Origin of the sequence: Apibacter sp. B3706 (assembly GCF_011082725.1) — a bacterium.
In the GTDB taxonomy this organism is placed as follows: domain Bacteria; phylum Bacteroidota; class Bacteroidia; order Flavobacteriales; family Weeksellaceae; genus Apibacter.
In genome coordinates, this window is record NZ_CP049715.1 from 2,196,939 (window position 1) to 2,213,042 (window position 16,104).

At 35.0% G+C, this 16,104-nt stretch carries 7 protein-coding genes, 2 tRNA genes and 3 rRNA genes; 11 read left to right on the forward strand and 1 reads right to left on the reverse strand.

The annotated features are described in order from the left end of the window. Positions 1-219 precede the first annotated feature (219 nt). Positions 220-918 (forward strand): OmpA family protein, encoded by a 699-nt coding sequence (locus G8C41_RS09610; RefSeq protein ID WP_166007519.1) that lies wholly within the window; start codon positions 220-222, stop codon positions 916-918. A gap of 27 nt (positions 919-945) precedes the next feature. On the opposite strand, the gene G8C41_RS09615 is transcribed toward G8C41_RS09610, so the two are convergent. Beyond that, positions 946-3,117: a helix-turn-helix domain-containing protein gene (locus G8C41_RS09615; RefSeq protein ID WP_166007521.1), complete on the reverse strand. Its 2,172-nt coding sequence runs from the start codon at positions 3,115-3,117 to the stop codon at positions 946-948. A 300-nt stretch (positions 3,118-3,417) separates the two neighbouring features. Here G8C41_RS09615 and G8C41_RS09620 point away from each other — a divergent pair, with 300 nt between their 5' ends. The 10 genes from G8C41_RS09620 (at position 3,418) to G8C41_RS09665 (ending at position 16,102) form a co-directional block, all read left to right on the forward strand. Beyond that, positions 3,418-4,749 carry a hydroxymethylglutaryl-CoA reductase, degradative gene (locus G8C41_RS09620; RefSeq protein ID WP_166007523.1) on the forward strand — a complete coding sequence of 444 codons (1,332 nt, stop codon included), beginning with the start codon at positions 3,418-3,420 and terminating at the stop codon, positions 4,747-4,749. A 531-nt stretch (positions 4,750-5,280) separates the two neighbouring features. Continuing rightward, positions 5,281-6,801 (forward strand): 16S ribosomal RNA (locus G8C41_RS09625). Between the two features lie 203 nt (positions 6,802-7,004). Continuing rightward, positions 7,005-7,078, forward strand: a tRNA-Ile gene (locus tag G8C41_RS09630). 13 nt (positions 7,079-7,091) lie between these two features. Next, positions 7,092-7,165, forward strand: a tRNA-Ala gene (locus G8C41_RS09635). Positions 7,166-7,286: 121 nt separating this feature from the next. Then, positions 7,287-10,109: ribosomal RNA gene (locus G8C41_RS09640) — 23S ribosomal RNA — on the forward strand. A 72-nt stretch (positions 10,110-10,181) separates the two neighbouring features. Continuing rightward, positions 10,182-10,289 (forward strand): 5S ribosomal RNA (gene rrf / locus G8C41_RS09645). The 16S, 23S and 5S rRNA genes sit together here with 2 tRNA genes alongside, the layout of an rRNA operon. A gap of 759 nt (positions 10,290-11,048) precedes the next feature. Then, complete coding sequence (locus G8C41_RS09650) at positions 11,049-12,551, forward strand: peptide MFS transporter (RefSeq protein WP_105296882.1); 1,503 nt, start codon at positions 11,049-11,051, stop codon at positions 12,549-12,551. Between the two features lie 33 nt (positions 12,552-12,584). After that, positions 12,585-13,973, forward strand: coding sequence for a peptide MFS transporter (locus tag G8C41_RS09655; protein WP_160564768.1), 1,389 nt, complete (start codon positions 12,585-12,587; stop codon positions 13,971-13,973). 141 nt (positions 13,974-14,114) lie between these two features. Beyond that, positions 14,115-15,020 (forward strand): 1-aminocyclopropane-1-carboxylate deaminase/D-cysteine desulfhydrase, encoded by a 906-nt coding sequence (locus G8C41_RS09660; protein WP_166007525.1) that lies wholly within the window; start codon positions 14,115-14,117, stop codon positions 15,018-15,020. Next, on the forward strand, positions 15,017-16,102 hold the full coding sequence (locus G8C41_RS09665; RefSeq protein WP_166007527.1) for a glucosaminidase domain-containing protein: 1,086 nt from the start codon (positions 15,017-15,019) through the stop codon (positions 16,100-16,102). Before G8C41_RS09660 ends, G8C41_RS09665 begins: the two co-directional genes overlap by 4 nt. Positions 16,103-16,104: the final 2 nt, after the last annotated feature.

The window sequence follows — 16,104 nt, forward strand, 5'->3', positions numbered from 1 at the left end:
AAATTCATCTATACTTTATCGTATTTTTTATAAATGTATTTGAGAGTAACAAATTACTTAAATTTAAGCTAAATTAAATAGTATATGTAGCCTAAAATAGTTAAGAATAACTTGAACAAAAAAATCATTTCTTAGATTATCTTAATTAAAATATGAATGTAAATTTACCTTCTTAATAAAGAATACTTTGAGTTAATTTTTTTACATTAAATAATTAATATGAATAAAAATTTATATAAATCCCTGGTAAACTTTTTAGGAGCTTTAACAATTGTTTGTACTATAACAAGTTGTGAATGTGATAGAGATAAAAAAGAAGAACTAATAAAACAACAGGCAGAAAAAGAAAAATTAGAAAAAGAACAATCGGTTGAAGTGGATAAAATTGGTACAGTCATTCAAGGTACTTTAGATCCTGCAACAGGAAATTTTATATATGAAACCGGGGATATATTTACCATAAAACTTCCGAACGGAGAAGAAATTTTCGAAATAGGAAACAATTCAACCGAGGCTAAATTGTTTAATTATCTAAAAGATTCAACTCTAAATATAAGTGAAGACAAAACCAAAGGCTGGATTACATTAGATCGAGTATATTTTGATACAGGTAAAACCACTTTAACTACAGAATCAGGAAAACAAATAAAAAATTTAGCACAAATTTTAAAAGCATTTCCTAAAGCTAAAGTTAAAATTGGAGGATATACTGATACTACCGGATCAGAAGAAACTAATAAAAAAGTTTCAGAAGATAGAGCAAAAATCGTTCAAGAAGAATTAATCAAATCAGGAGTACAAAAAGAAAGAATATCATCTGAAGGATATGGATTACAGCATCCGGTTTGTGAAGCTAATGATACACCTGAATGTAGGGCACAAAACAGAAGAGTAGATATACGCGTACTTGAAAAATAGAATTCAATTACTCACAGTATTGTTTATTTATATCCCTAAGTCGCTTCGTACAAATTTAATTTCGTCGTAAGAAACGTCATCTCCCAATGATTCCTTAATAAGTTTTAATTCTTTAGTATTTAACTCAGCTAATTTTTTTTCAATCAAAACATACTTTTCCTCAGAGATGAAATCATATGCAGATACTTTATTTTTAGAAATCAATTTAGCTACATGATTGCTAATGGTAGAAACCGTCAAATTTCTAACTTTGGCTACCTCTGTAAGATTTTTTCCTTCTTGCAAAAGCTGTAAAGTTAAATCAACCGTGTCTTCTTTTTTATTGGCTTTTGAAAAAGTTTCGGAATCAGAAGTAAAAACATATTCTTTATATGTAATTCGTTGATCAATAAGATTCGTGGAAAGTATATATTTTGTTTTAATTTTGATATCATTTTCAAATTCACAAATGAATTTTAAATATTGAGAAATTCTTGATTTATTTTTATAATCAAGATAATGAGTTTGCAAAGGTTTCCAAACTCTAAGAAAAAGCTCATCAGCAAAATATTCAACAGCGTCTTTAGCTCTCATTTCGATAGTTCGCCATATTTCCTCCTTATTGGTAATAGTTGATGAATTAAAACGAGAAAGAATATTTCGTTGAAATTTTTGATTGATTAACAAAAGAGAATGTAAGCACTCATCAATAGAAGTAATTAAATCCAAAACCTGTTGTTTTTCAGGAATAGATTTTTCAATAGTCATTTTGCGCCAATCCTGAATCCTATGAGTTAAAGAGAGAACCGATAAAGATTTAAAAAGAGTTTCAAGTCCAAAATTATACTTCTCTTCATTAAGAGTATTTTCTAACTCATGCACATTCCACATTTGATTTTGAAATTCATTTATCTTAGAATCTTGAATAATATTATGATTTCTTATAATAGATTTTAAAATAATTCCTTCCAAAGTTCGGCACCTGCTTAAGGCAACATAAACCTGGCCGGAAGCAAAAGATTTTCCTGCATCAACAATTACTTTATCAAAAGTTAGCCCTTGACTTTTATGGATGGTTACAGCCCAAGCAAGTCGAATGGGAAATTGAGAAAATGATCCCAAAACTTCTTCCGTAATCTTGCCCGTTTCAGGATCAACAGTATATTTTATATTTTTCCAAACTTCATGTTCCAATAAAAAGGATTCTTTTTGATTTTCAAATCGAACATAAATTTCAAAATCCTCAATTTTTTCAATAATACCGATTTTTCCGTTGAAATACCTTCTGTTGCCGGAGCTGTCATTTCGAATGAACATGATTTGAGTGCCCTCTTTTAATACCAATTCCATATCAGTGGGATATGAGGTTTCAGGAAATACACCATCTACAATAGCCTCAAAAAACTTAATAGGTTTATTGAGTTTTCTTAATTCATTCTCATTAATGGAAGTAGCAATAGAATTATGAGTTGTCAAAGTTATATAACCTGATTCCTTCGGAATAAAATCAGGATCATATTTTTCATGAAGTAATTCAAAATCAATAGAATCAAAATCCTGGTATCGAATAGCATTCAATAAATTTATAAAAACAGGATCATCTTGCCTGTATACTTTTTTGAATTCAATACATACCGGAGGATTATTTTGCAAAACTAATGCATCAAAGAAAAAAAGGCTTTTATAATAATTCTTTAAAAGATTCCATTGTTCTTCTTTTATTACAGGAGGTAATTGATACATGTCTCCAATCATAAGTATTTGTACACCTCCAAAAGGAGCAGCATTATTTCTTGTGTATTGCAAAGACCAGTTAATAGCATCAAGAATATCCGCACGTAACATGGAAACTTCATCGATAATTAATAATTCAACCTCCGAAAATAGTTTTCTCTTATCCTTATTATACCTAAAATGTTGATGAAGTTCTAATTTAGTGATAGCAATATTCCGATCAATCCATCCGTCATTAACAGGAATAAAACTTGTAAGAGGAAACCCGAATAAAGAATGTATAGTAACCCCTCCCGCATTAATAGCTGCTACTCCCGTGGGAGCAACGATAATAGTGTTTTTTCTAGTAGAATTTTTCAATTCCTTTAAAAAAGTGGTTTTACCCGTACCCGCCTTTCCGGTTATAAAAATGTTTTTGTTAGTATAGTTGGCTAAATCAAAAGCTAATTTCTGTTCAATATTGATTGCAGTGGATGGGTTTTCCATTTACTTTTAGGTTTTAATACAAATATATACTAAAAGATTAAAAAAATAAATATAAAAAAGTAAACAAAATAGAGGATTTTAATTCTAAAATTAAAAAATAATTTAAAAAGAGTAAAATGTATAAAAAAATATTCAAAAAAATATAATTTGATTACTTATACTATATATAAAAGATTGTTCATCTAAGAATGTTACTAAACTATAGTATTTAAAAACAAAATGTCATGAACAATAAATGTAAATAATTACGATATATAATTATATATTTTACTTTTGTTAAAGACTTAATCAAGTAATAAGATGAAAAGTAAAATTATTGAAGGGTTTTCAAAACTAAACAAAGAACAAAAAATTAACTGGCTAAACCAACAATACGGAGGAGGTTCAGGAGATTTAAAAAATATATTAGAACAGTATTGGAATCATAACGCTGATTTGCAAAAACTACATGACGAATTTACAGAAAACACTATAAGCAATTTTTACCTTCCCTATGGTATAGCTCCCAATTTTTTAATAAATGATGAAATATATGCCTTGCCCATGGCTATAGAAGAAAGCTCAGTAGTAGCGGCTGCTTCCAAATCGGCTAAATTTTGGCTAGATAAAGGAGGTTTTAAAACGAAACTTTTAGGAAACACTAAATTAGGACATATACACTTCATATATAAAGGAGAAGGGAGTAAATTATTACAATGGTTTAACACCCATTTAAAAGAAGAACTCATTAAACAATCGAAGGATCTTACTAAGAATATGCAAATGAGAGGAGGAGGAATTATGAATATAGAGTTAATAGATAAATCGAAAGAGCTTGAAAACTACTATCAGATAAAAGGTTCTTTTAATACACAAGATAGTATGGGAGCAAACTTTATAAATTCATGCCTCGAACAATTTTCAAAAACATTTAAAACAGAATTTCAAAAATCCAATATATTTAATAAAGAAGAAAAGAACAGCTTGCAGATTATTATGTCTATACTTTCCAATTATACACCCGATTGTATGGCGAGAGCGGAAGTAAGCTGTAAAATAAAAGACTTAAAGGACGACAGCGGAATGCCTCCGGAGGAATTTGCCTGGAAGTTTAAACAAGCAGTTGAAATAGCAGAAGTAGAACCTTATAGAGCAGCTACTCACAATAAAGGAATTATGAATGGAGTTGATTCTGTAGTAATAGCCACAGGAAATGATTTTAGAGCAGTTGAGGCATGTGCACATACCTTTGCCTCACATAAAGGAAAATACACCAGTTTAACTCATTGTGAAATTAAAAACGATCAATTTCGTTTTTGGCTTGATCTGCCTATATCCTTAGGAATAGTTGGAGGCTTAACGAAGCTTCATCCATTAGTGATAGCATCCTTACAAATATTAAATAATCCCTCAGCAGAAAAACTTATGCAAATTGTAGCAGTTGCTGGACTGGCTCAAAATTTTGCTGCAATACGATCATTAATTACAACAGGAATTCAAAAAGGACATATGAAAATGCATCTTACCAATATAATAAATCAATTAGGAGCAACGGAAAAAGAAAAGAAGGAGATACTCAATATATTTAAAGAAAAAACAATATCACATCATTTAGTGGCTGCAGAACTGGAAAAACTCCGTAAAGAACAATAATGTTAAATAAAAGATACATTAAAAAATATTAATAGTAAAGTGTACTGTCTACTATATATAAAAAAGTACTTGAATAAAAACATTAGAGGAAAGGAATTCAAAACTATCAATTAGAGAATACAACCTATAAAGTTTATAAAATAGAAAAGAAAAAGAACGAGCCCATAAGGTCCAATACGAATGATCAGGAGAGGAGCAGGAATAAATAGAAAAAAAATTAAAAATTTTTTTTGGAGGTTAAATAGGTGATATGCAGCATATTATGGTTTGGTAGGTAAAAAAGATTAAAAAAAGATTACAAAAAAACTTGCGGGGAAAGAAAAAGTAGCTATCTTTGCACCCGCAAGTCAGGAACAACGAAAGAGAAAAACAGAAGATGAGAGGGACCTGAGTAGCGCAAAAGATCGTTGAAATAAAAAGTTTTTTAAACAAAGCTTACGAAAGATAAAAAGTAGCAAAACACAACCTGGAAGAAAAGAGATTCTTTTGAGTTAGGGAAAAAGCCTTGAAATTGATAATAACAAAGAAATTACAATGGAGAGTTTGATCCTGGCTCAGGATGAACGCTAGCGGGAGGCCTAACACATGCAAGCCGAGGGGTATTTTGGAGCTTGCTTCAAGAGAGACCGGCGTACGGGTGCGTAACGCGTATGCAACTTACCTGTATCACTGGGATAGCCCGGGGAAACCCGGATTAATACCGGATAACATATCAGCCAGCATTGGCAGATATTAAAAGATTTATCGGATATAGATAGGCATGCGTAGGATTAGTTAGTTGGTAAGGTAACGGCTTACCAAGACGATGATCCTTAGGGGGCCTGAGAGGGTGAACCCCCACACTGGAACTGAGATACGGACCAGACTCCTACGGGAGGCAGCAGTGAGGAATATTGGACAATGGGTGAGAGCCTGATCCAGCCATCCCGCGTGAAGGACGACAGCCCTATGGGTTTTAAACTTCTTTTGTATGGGAATAAACCACATTACGTGTAATGTTCTGAAGGTACCATACGAATAAGCATCGGCTAACTCCGTGCCAGCAGCCGCGGTAATACGGAGGATGCGAGCGTTATCCGGATTTATTGGGTTTAAAGGGTCCGTAGGCGGGTTGATAAGTCAGCGGTGAAAACCTGCAGCTTAACTGTAGAACTGCCGTTGATACTGTTAATCTTGAATAGTATTGAAGTAGCTGGAATGTGTAGTGTAGCGGTGAAATGCATAGATATTACACAGAACCCCGATTGCGAAGGCAGGTTACTAAATACCGATTGACGCTGATGGACGAAAGCGTGGGGAGCGAACAGGATTAGATACCCTGGTAGTCCACGCCGTAAACGATGGATACTCGTTGTTGGGGGTTAGCCCTCAGTGACTAAGCGAAAGTAATAAGTATCCCACCTGGGGAGTACGACCGCAAGGTTGAAACTCAAAGGAATTGACGGGGGCCCGCACAAGCGGTGGAGCATGTGGTTTAATTCGATGATACGCGAGGAACCTTACCAGGGCTTAAATGGGAATTGACGTACTTAGAAATAAGTATTTCTACGGACAATTTTCAAGGTGCTGCATGGTTGTCGTCAGCTCGTGCCGTGAGGTGTCAGGTTAAGTCCTATAACGAGCGCAACCCTTATCATTAGTTGCCAGCGATTAAAGTCGGGAACTCTAATGAGACTGCCGGTGCAAACCGCGAGGAAGGTGGGGATGACGTCAAATCATCACGGCCCTTACGCCCTGGGCCACACACGTGCTACAATGGCCGGTACAGAGGGCAGCTACTGGGCAACCAGATGCGAATCTCAAAAGCCGGTCTCAGTTCGGATTGGAGTCTGCAACTCGACTCTATGAAGCTGGAATCGCTAGTAATCGCAGATCAGCCATGCTGCGGTGAATACGTTCCCGGGCCTTGTACACACCGCCCGTCAAGCCATGGAAGCTGGGGGTACCTGAAGTCGGTGACCGTAAAAGGAGCTGCCTAGGGTAAAACTAGTGACTGGGGCTAAGTCGTAACAAGGTAGCCGTACCGGAAGGTGCGGCTGGAACATCTCTTTTTTAGAGCAAAAAGTCAAAACAAGGAATAACAACCCCCAAAAGAAGCTGACAACTTCCAGGTGTTTCCTACTTAAACAAATAAAAGAGTAAGTAAAAAGTTAAAAAAACACAAGATATATAACACCCCTGAAAAGCCCCTGTAAGGAAAAGGTAAGACAATAGAAGAAGAGTAAAAGGAGCAACGAGGAAAATAAAAATCAATCAGTCTCATAGCTCAGCCGGTTAGAGCGCTACACTGATAATGTAGAGGTCGGCAGTTCGAGTCTGCCTGAGACTACAAAGGGAAACAAGGGGAATTAGCTCAGCTGGCTAGAGCGCCTGCCTTGCACGCAGGAGGTCAAGGGTTCGACTCCCTTATTCTCCACAAGGTTCGAAAAACGAAAGAAAGAAGTAGTAAAAAGAACCAGTGTTATATACGGATCATTGACATTATTGGGATTTTATATAAAAAAATAAACCGAGCGGCCAATATAATTGGCTAAGGAAAAGAAATCGTTAAGGGCGTATGGCGGATGCCTAGGCTTCAAGAGGCGAAGAAAGACGTGGTAAGCTGCGAAAAGCTGCGGGGATTGGCACACACGAATAGATCCGCAGATATCTGAATGGGGCAACCCACTATACAAGAGTATAGTATTCCCGCAAGGGAAGGCAAACCTTCCGAACTGAAACATCTAAGTAGGAAGAGGAAAAGAAATCAACCGAGATTCCGAGAGTAGTGGCGAGCGAAATCGGAAGAGCCCAAAAGTATGTAATTAGATAGCAGAATGTTTTGGAAAGAACAACCGAAGAAGGTGAAAGTCCTGTAAGTGAAATCTGGTTATTTATGAAAAAGAGTAGGGCGGGACACGTGAAATCCTGTCTGAACATGGGGGGACCATCCTCCAAGGCTAAATACTCCTTGAAGACCGATAGCGAACAAGTACCGTGAGGGAAAGGTGAAAAGTATTTCGAAAAGAAAGATGAAAGAGACCCTGAAACCATACGCCTACAAGCGGTCGGAGCATCGTAAGATGTGACGGCGTGCCTTTTGCATAATGAGCCTACGAGTTAATTTCACTAGCGAGGTTAAGTAGTTCAGCTACGGAGCCGCAGCGAAAGCGAGTCTGAATAGGGCGTTGAGTTAGTGGGATTAGACGCGAAACCTTGTGATCTATCCATGGGCAGGTTGAAGCTTTGGTAACACAAAGTGGAGGACCGAACCGGTTGACGTTGAAAAGTCTTCGGATGACCTGTGGATAGGGGTGAAAGGCTAATCAAACTGGGAGATAGCTCGTACTCCCCGAAATGCATTTAGGTGCAGCGTTAAGAAAGAGTATACTAGAGGTAGAGCTACTGATTGGATGCGGGGGTTTCACCGCCTACCAAATCCTGACAAACTCCGAATGCTATTATATGTTTCTTAGCAGTGAGGGCATGGGTGCTAAGGTCCATGTCCGAGAGGGAAAGAACCCAGAGCAACAGCTAAGGTCCCGAAATGTATACTAAGTTGAACAAACGAGGTCAGACTGCCCAGACAGCTAGGATGTTGGCTTGGAAGCAGCCATTCATTTAAAGAGTGCGTAACAGCTCACTAGTCGAGCGGTTTGGCATGGATAATACTCGGGCATAAGTATACTACCGAAGCTATGCGAAATGAAAATTTCGGTAGGGGAGCATTCTATATGCGCAGAATCAGTAAGGTGACTTATTGTGGAGCGTATAGAAAAGAAAATGTAGGCATAAGTAACGATAATGAAGGTGAGAAACCTTCACGCCGAAAATCCAAGGTTTCCTCAGCTATGCTAATCAGCTGAGGGTAAGTCGGGACCTAAGGTGAATCCGAGAGGAGCAATCGATGGGAAATCGGTTAATATTCCGATACCGGCTGTAAATTCGATGGAGTGACAGAGTAATGACACTACCGCGTACTGACGGAATAGTACGTTAAAGCATGTAGGTAAATCAGCAATAGTAAAATGCGTTGCCGATGCCGAAAGTGAAAGTACCAGGAAGCTACGGTGGAATGGATAGTGTAGGTAAGAGCTCTCAAGAAAAACTTCTAAGGCAAGTTTACAGCGCCCGTACCAAAACCGACACAGGTGGATGAGGAGAGTATCCTAAGGCGCTCGAGTGAATCATGGTTAAGGAACTAGGCAAAATAGACCTGTAACTTCGGGAGAAAGGTCGCTCCCCATAAAAAGGGAGCCGCAGTGAAAAGGCCCAGGCGACTGTTTATCAAAAACACAGGACTCTGCAAAATCGCAAGATGACGTATAGGGTCTGACACCTGCCCGGTGCTGGAAGGTTAAGGAAGGAGGTTAGCGTAAGCGAAGCCTTTGACTGAAGCCCCAGTAAACGGCGGCCGTAACTATAACGGTCCTAAGGTAGCGAAATTCCTTGTCGGGTAAGTTCCGACCTGCACGAATGGTGTAACGATCTGGGCACTGTCTCAACCATGAGCTCGGTGAAATTGTAGTATCGGTGAAGATGCCGATTACCCGCAATGGGACGAAAAGACCCTGTGAACCTTTACTATAGCTTCGTATTGACTTCGGGTAAATGATGTGTAGGATAGGTGGGAAACTAAGAATCGGCTTCGCCAGGAGTCGAGGAGTTGACGTTGAAATACCACCCTTTATTTATCTGGAGCCTAACTTCTGAACAGAAGGACATTGCGTGGTGGGTAGTTTGACTGGGGTGGTCGCCTCCAAAAGAGTAACGGAGGCTTTCAAAGGTACCCTCAGCACGCTTGGCAACCGTGCGCAGAGTGTAATGGCATAAGGGTGCTTGACTGCAAGACCGACAAGTCGAGCAGGTGCGAAAGCAGGACATAGTGATCCGGTGGTTCCGCATGGAAGGGCCATCGCTCATAGGATAAAAGGTACTCCGGGGATAACAGGCTAGTCTCCCCCAAGAGCTCACATCGACGGGGAGGTTCGGCACCTCGATGTCGGCTCGTCACATCCTGGGGCTGGAGAAGGTCCCAAGGGTTGGGCTGTTCGCCCATTAAAGTGGCACGCGAGCTGGGTTCAGAACGTCGTGAGACAGTTCGGTCTCTATCTATTGCGGGCGTAGAATTTTGCGTGGAGTTGACTCTAGTACGAGAGGACCGAGTTGAACAAACCTCTGGTGTATCAGTTGTGCCGCCAGGTTCACCGCTGAGTAGCTAAGTTTGGAAGAGATAAGCACTGAAAGCATATAAGTGCGAAACTCGCCACAAGATAAGAATTCGATATAGGGTCGTGGGAGAATACCACGTTGATAGGCTACAGGTGTAAAGGCAGTGATGTCATAGCCGAGTAGTACTAATTACCCGGAGATTTCGTCCAAAATAAAAAATAAAAGTTAATAGAATTGGCCGTAAGCGTTTAAAAATTTATATAAAATCCCATTAAGATATTTAGGGTGGTTATAGCGGTAGGGCTCACCTGTTCCCATTTCGAACACAGAAGTTAAGCCTACTTGCGCTGATGGTACTGCAAACGCGGGAGAGTAGGTAGCCGCCGGTTTTTTAAAAAAGAAAGCTTTGTATAGGTAATATACAAGGCTTTTTTTGTTTTGGAGTGGAGTGGTTTTTGGTTATTTTTTTCTTGTACTTTATCATCTAACTGAAGCAGTAGGTTTAGTTGATTTAGGTTTTTAAATATCTCCTTTTTAATGTATTTAAATGTCTATGATGATATATTTACTATACATATTCTTCAATGTTATTAAAATAATCTCAATCTCGATAAAGAACTTCTTATTTAGAAATAGTAAATCTAAATAGTTTTTGAAATCTTATAATTTGAAGAAATAGGTTTTATTGATTTTTATTTCTTTAGTAACTCTTTTTTGATAGGTTTTTTAGCTAAGGGAATTTAAATTTCATAATATAATAACTATTAAAAAGTAATTATTTGATGAATTAAAAAATTAATAATAAATTAAACTAATTAGAAAATTATTTTACATGATAGTTTATAGTAAATATTTATACCAATTAGTTTAAAAAATCCATAAAAATATAAGTCTTTATATTTATTGTTAGTAATAATAGCTTAAAATTATTTCATTATTAAGTAAAAAAAAATTAGATAATAAAATAAATATGCTTTATTTTTTATTCATAAATTATATTATTTTTGAGATTATTGCTTATACTTCTATTTGATTTTAGGAATTTTTAGTATTTTTGATAGTAAAAAATCAATTAAAAAAAATTAAATAATTGATTTTTAAGCATTTATGAATTTAAAACGATTAATACTACTAACAGTGATAATAATATGAATGACAATATCCAAAAAAATAAAGAACTTACTCTAGAAGAAATTCATAATTTTCGCGGAAAATATCCAAAACAGCTAATATATCTATTTTTGATTGAAATGTGGGAACGTTTCTGCTTCTATGGTATGAGAGGAGTTCTTACAATTTTTATGGTGGGTCAATTAGGAGTTACTGATAAAGATTCTAACCTTAAATATGGAGCGATACAAGCATTTATTTACGCTTTTACTTTTATTGGGGGGATTTTGGCAGATAAAATATTAGGATTTAAAAAATCTCTTTTCATTGGAGGTTTAACCATGGTTTTAGGTAATTTAATTATCGCTTATTCTCCACATGATTTTTTTTATTTTGGAATAACATTATCAATAATTGGAACCGGATTTTTTAAGCCTAACATTTCTACTATGGTTGGAGATTTATACAGTGAAAAAGATCCACGAAGAGATGCAGGATTTGGGTTGTTTTATTCGGGTATAAATTTAGGAGCCTTGTTTGGTGGTGTTTTATGTGTTTATTTAGGAAAATATCATTCCTGGAATTTATGCTTTTTAGCCGCAGCGATAGTAATGCTAATAGGTATTTTAATCTTCCTAGCAACCAAAAAATATTTAGGTCCTATTGGTGACTCACCATTGATAGATATGAAACCTTCAACCAGGAGAACACGTGAGATGTTTGTGTACTTAGGAGTATTGTTATGCGTACCTATTATTTATGCCATGATACATAATACTCGATATACCGATTATTTTATGTATACCATTGGTCCGTTGGCAATAGCTTTGTTTATTATAGAACTTATTAAAATAAAAAGCGCACAAATAAGAAAAAAACTTGTTGCAGCGATGATTTTAATTATTTTTTCAATACTATTTTTTGCATTTTTTGAACAAAGTGGAGGAGCTCTGGCTATTTTTGCCGAAGGAAACCTAAGTCATAAATTACTGTTTTTTAATATTGACCCCAATATTGTAAATAATAGCTCCAATGCTTTATTTGTAATAATCTTAAGTCCTTTGTTTGGATTATTATGGCTATGGTTGGCAAAAATAAAATTAGAACCCAATACGGTAATAAAATTTGGATTGGGATTTTTATTTCTTTCCGGCTCTTTTTATATTTTATATAGTACAAGATATTTTGCTGACTCGAACGGAATGACATCTTTAAATATCTTTACAATAGCCTATTTGGTTATGACGTTCGCAGAACTTTGTTTATCTCCGGTAGGCTTATCTATAGTTACCAAATTATCTCCCAAAAATTTATCAGGAATGATGATGGGAATGTGGTTCTTAGCCAGTTCTTATGCACAATATGTAGCAGGTCTTTTAGGGGCAGAAATGTCTTCTCCGGATGAAAATGCATCTTTAGTAACTAAATTATATTCATATACTACAGGATTCGGACAATTGGCCAATTATGCATTAATTACCGGTATTGCTTTAATTCTATTTTCTCCTTTGATAAGGAAATTAATGCAAGAAGTTAAATAATAATAATAAGTAAAACTAAGTATAAATTATATTATGACAGAAACTCAAGTTAAAAAAGGGCATCCTAAAGGGTTATACCTACTGTTTTTAACAGAAATGTGGGAACGATTTTCGTATTATGGGATGAGAGGAATTTTAATACTATATCTTACAAAATCTTATTTAGAAGGAGGTTTAGGTATAGATGCTCAAACAGCCAGCTTAATATATGGTTTCTTTACAGGGTTTGTTTATTTTACTCCATTAATTGGAGGTTGGTTGGCAGATAAATATTTAGGACAAAGACATTCCATTACAATAGGGGGAATTATAATGATGTGTGGGCAACTGGCATTATTTTCATTAAATACCCAAAGTGGACTGTATGTAGGGTTATTCCTTCTAATTATAGGAAATGGATTTTTTAAACCCAATATATCAACTTTGGTAGGTGGTTTATATGCAGATGGCGATCCTAAAAGAGACTCAGCATTCTCTATTTTTTATATGGGCATAAATTTAGGAGCATTGATTGCTCCCATTATTGTAGGAATATTGACCGATGATATTTTCTCTACAAGAGATGCCGCAGGAAAAATAATATCGTATGGGTATAAATATGGTTTCCTCGCCGCTGCAGTCGGAATGTTTTTTGGGCAAATTACCTATAATACGTTGGCGAAAAAATATTTAGGAGATCTAGGGTTAAAACCTCAAGGAAAAGTCACCAAAAACGATACAAATAGTGATGTTGATCCAAACGTTCCTTTAACTAAAAATGAAAAACAAAGAGTTGCTGTTATATTTATTTATTTCTTTTTTGCTATTTTCTTTTTTGCAGGATTTGAGCAAGCCGGTTCATCTTTATCATTGTATACAGATAAATTTATTGACAGAAATGTAAATTTGCCTTTTATTGGAGAATACAATATACCCACTTCATTATTCCAATCGGTAAATCCATTTTTTATAGTTGTTTTAGCTCCGATCTTTGCGTATTTTTGGAATAGTAAATTAGGACAGAAACTAACAACTCCGTTAAAAATGGGATTAGGAATGATAATTTTAGGAGTTGGATTTTTCTTTATGTTAGGAGCAGTTGCAGAACGAGGGGGCGATATAGCCGATGTTACCATTAAAGCGAGTATATGGTGGTTAATTTTAACGTATCTTGTTCATACCATAGGGGAATTATGTTTGTCGCCTGTCGGGCTTTCCGTAGTAACAAAATTGGCACCTCCTAAATTAGCATCTCTATTAATGGGAGTATGGTTAATGGCATCCTTTATTGCAAATATAGTAGGAGGTTTTTTAGCTTCTACAGTCGAAACCTTAGGAGCAGGTAAAATATTTTTATATATTTCATTATTTGTAATCATTTGTGGAGTATTAATGATCGCATTAAATAAAGTACTAGTAAAAATGATGCATGGAGTAAGATAAGATTAAAAATAATTAAAAAGTTATATCACTAAAGCATATTCTTTATTTAAATTAGTATAAATGAATATGCTTTAGTTGTTTATGGAATGTTTATTAAATCATTAGATATAATTCATATAAAAATAAATTCATGAAAATAAAATGAATGTACCTATACAAACTTTTCAATTTCCGGGCTTACAAACAGATCAAGTTCTTCATATAAAGAGAGAAGATCTGATTCATCCCGTCATTTCAGGAAATAAATTTTGGAAATTAAAATATAATATTCAAAAAGCTAAAGAATTAGGAAAGAAAATATTGGTAACTTTCGGCGGAGCAATGTCTAACCATATTGTAGCCTGTGCGGCAGCAGCTAATGAAAATGGTTTCCAATCTATAGGTATAATTCGAGGTGAAGAAATTGTTGATAAATGGAAAGATAATTTAACTCTAACAGAAGCTTCCACTTATGGCATGGAATTTATTTTTGCACCCAGGCATGAATATAGATTAAAAGAACAGTCGAGTTATATACAAAATATACTTAATACTATTCCTAATCATTATTTAGTACCTGAGGGCGGAACAAATTCATTGGCTGTAAAAGGAGCAGCAGAAATACTATCAGAAAAAACCTTTTCTTATGACATAATTACTTCTGCAATGGGTACCGGAGGAACTGTTTCTGGATTATCTGTAGGAGCATTTCCTCATCAACAAGTAATCGGATTTCCGGTATTAAAAAACGCTCATTTTTTAGTTAAAGAATTATTAAAACATACTAGCAAAGAAAATTTTATAGTAAATTTGGAGTACCACTTTGGAGGATACGCTAAAATTACGAATGAATTAATCGATTTTATTAACGAATTTTATAATCTCAATCATATTCCCCTTGATCCCATATATACAGGAAAAATGATGTTCGGATTAAGAGACATGATAAAAAAGGGGCAAATCCATAAGGACAAAAAAATTTTAGCAATACACACAGGAGGTTTACAAGGGATTAAAGAAATGAATAAGTACTTAAAGAAGAAAAATAAACCTATAATTGTAACATGAAAAAATTTGGAATATTTCTAATAGCGATAGTTTTAGGAAATTTCATTCTGGCTCAAGAATCTGTAAAAAAAGATGAATTATACATTCAAACCTATGCTAAAGTTGCAGTAGAGGAAATGGAAATGTATCAAATTCCTGCAAGTATTACCTTAGCACAAGGAATTTTAGAAACAGGTAACGGGCAGAGTATTTTAGCACAGGTAGGAAATAATCATTTTGGCATTAAATGTAAAAATGATTGGACCGGAGGGAGAATGTATCATGATGATGATGCCAGAGGAGAATGTTTTAGAAAATATACCTCCGCAAAAGAATCTTACAGAGACCATTCTTTGTTTTTAGCAGAAAGACCCTATTATAAAAAACTGTTTCAATTAGATAGAAAAGATTATAAAGCATGGGCACATGGTTTAAGAAAAGCAGGGTATGCTACTAATCCTAAGTACGCATATATGTTAATCAATTTAATTGAAAGATATAAATTATACCAGTTTGATTCTTTAACCTCTGATAATGTAGATAAAAAGTTAGCAGAGTTATATCCGGATACATATAAATCCAATAATAGTATTGAAAAGGTAGATGAATCATCAATTTTGTTGGCAGATGCTAATACAAAAACAGTAAAAATTGATATTCCCAAAAAAACAACTCCGGTTAAAGTAACGGATAAAAAAGTAGAAAATGTAAAGAAAATAGCAGCCGTTAAGACCAATAATTTTGAATTCCCCAGCTCTAGAATTAGAATTCATCCCAATGGGAAAGTAAGATATATTATATTAAGGAAAGGAGATACGTTGGAAGATATTTCAAAAGCCTATCACATCTCATTAAATCAATTAAAATCTTATAATGATTTACTCTTTCAAGATAGTTTAGTAATTAACCAAAAAATCTTTTTAGATCCAAAAAAGAAAAAAGGAATCAACAAAGAACATATTGTAAAAGAAGGAGAGAAGATGTACGATATAGCCCAAGAAAATGGTATTTCATTAATTGAATTATACAAAAGAAATTTAATGTTTCCGGGAGATGAGCCTAAACAAGGAGATAGAATTTTATTAAAAGGGAGAAAAAGTTAAAA

What these genes read in the sequence shown, in the direction of transcription:
- G8C41_RS09655 (WP_160564768.1), top strand. Translation starts at nt 12,585, where the DNA reads ATGACAGAAACTCAAGTTAAAAAAGGGCATCCTAAAGGGTTATACCTA.
- G8C41_RS09610 (WP_166007519.1), top strand. Translation starts at nt 220, where the DNA reads ATGAATAAAAATTTATATAAATCCCTGGTAAACTTTTTAGGAGCTTTA.
- G8C41_RS09650 (WP_105296882.1), top strand. Translation starts at nt 11,049, where the DNA reads ATGAATGACAATATCCAAAAAAATAAAGAACTTACTCTAGAAGAAATT.
- G8C41_RS09615 (WP_166007521.1), bottom strand. Translation starts at nt 3,117, where the DNA reads ATGGAAAACCCATCCACTGCAATCAATATTGAACAGAAATTAGCTTTT.
- G8C41_RS09660 (WP_166007525.1), top strand. Translation starts at nt 14,115, where the DNA reads ATGAATGTACCTATACAAACTTTTCAATTTCCGGGCTTACAAACAGAT.
- G8C41_RS09665 (WP_166007527.1), top strand. Translation starts at nt 15,017, where the DNA reads ATGAAAAAATTTGGAATATTTCTAATAGCGATAGTTTTAGGAAATTTC.
- G8C41_RS09620 (WP_166007523.1), top strand. Translation starts at nt 3,418, where the DNA reads ATGAAAAGTAAAATTATTGAAGGGTTTTCAAAACTAAACAAAGAACAA.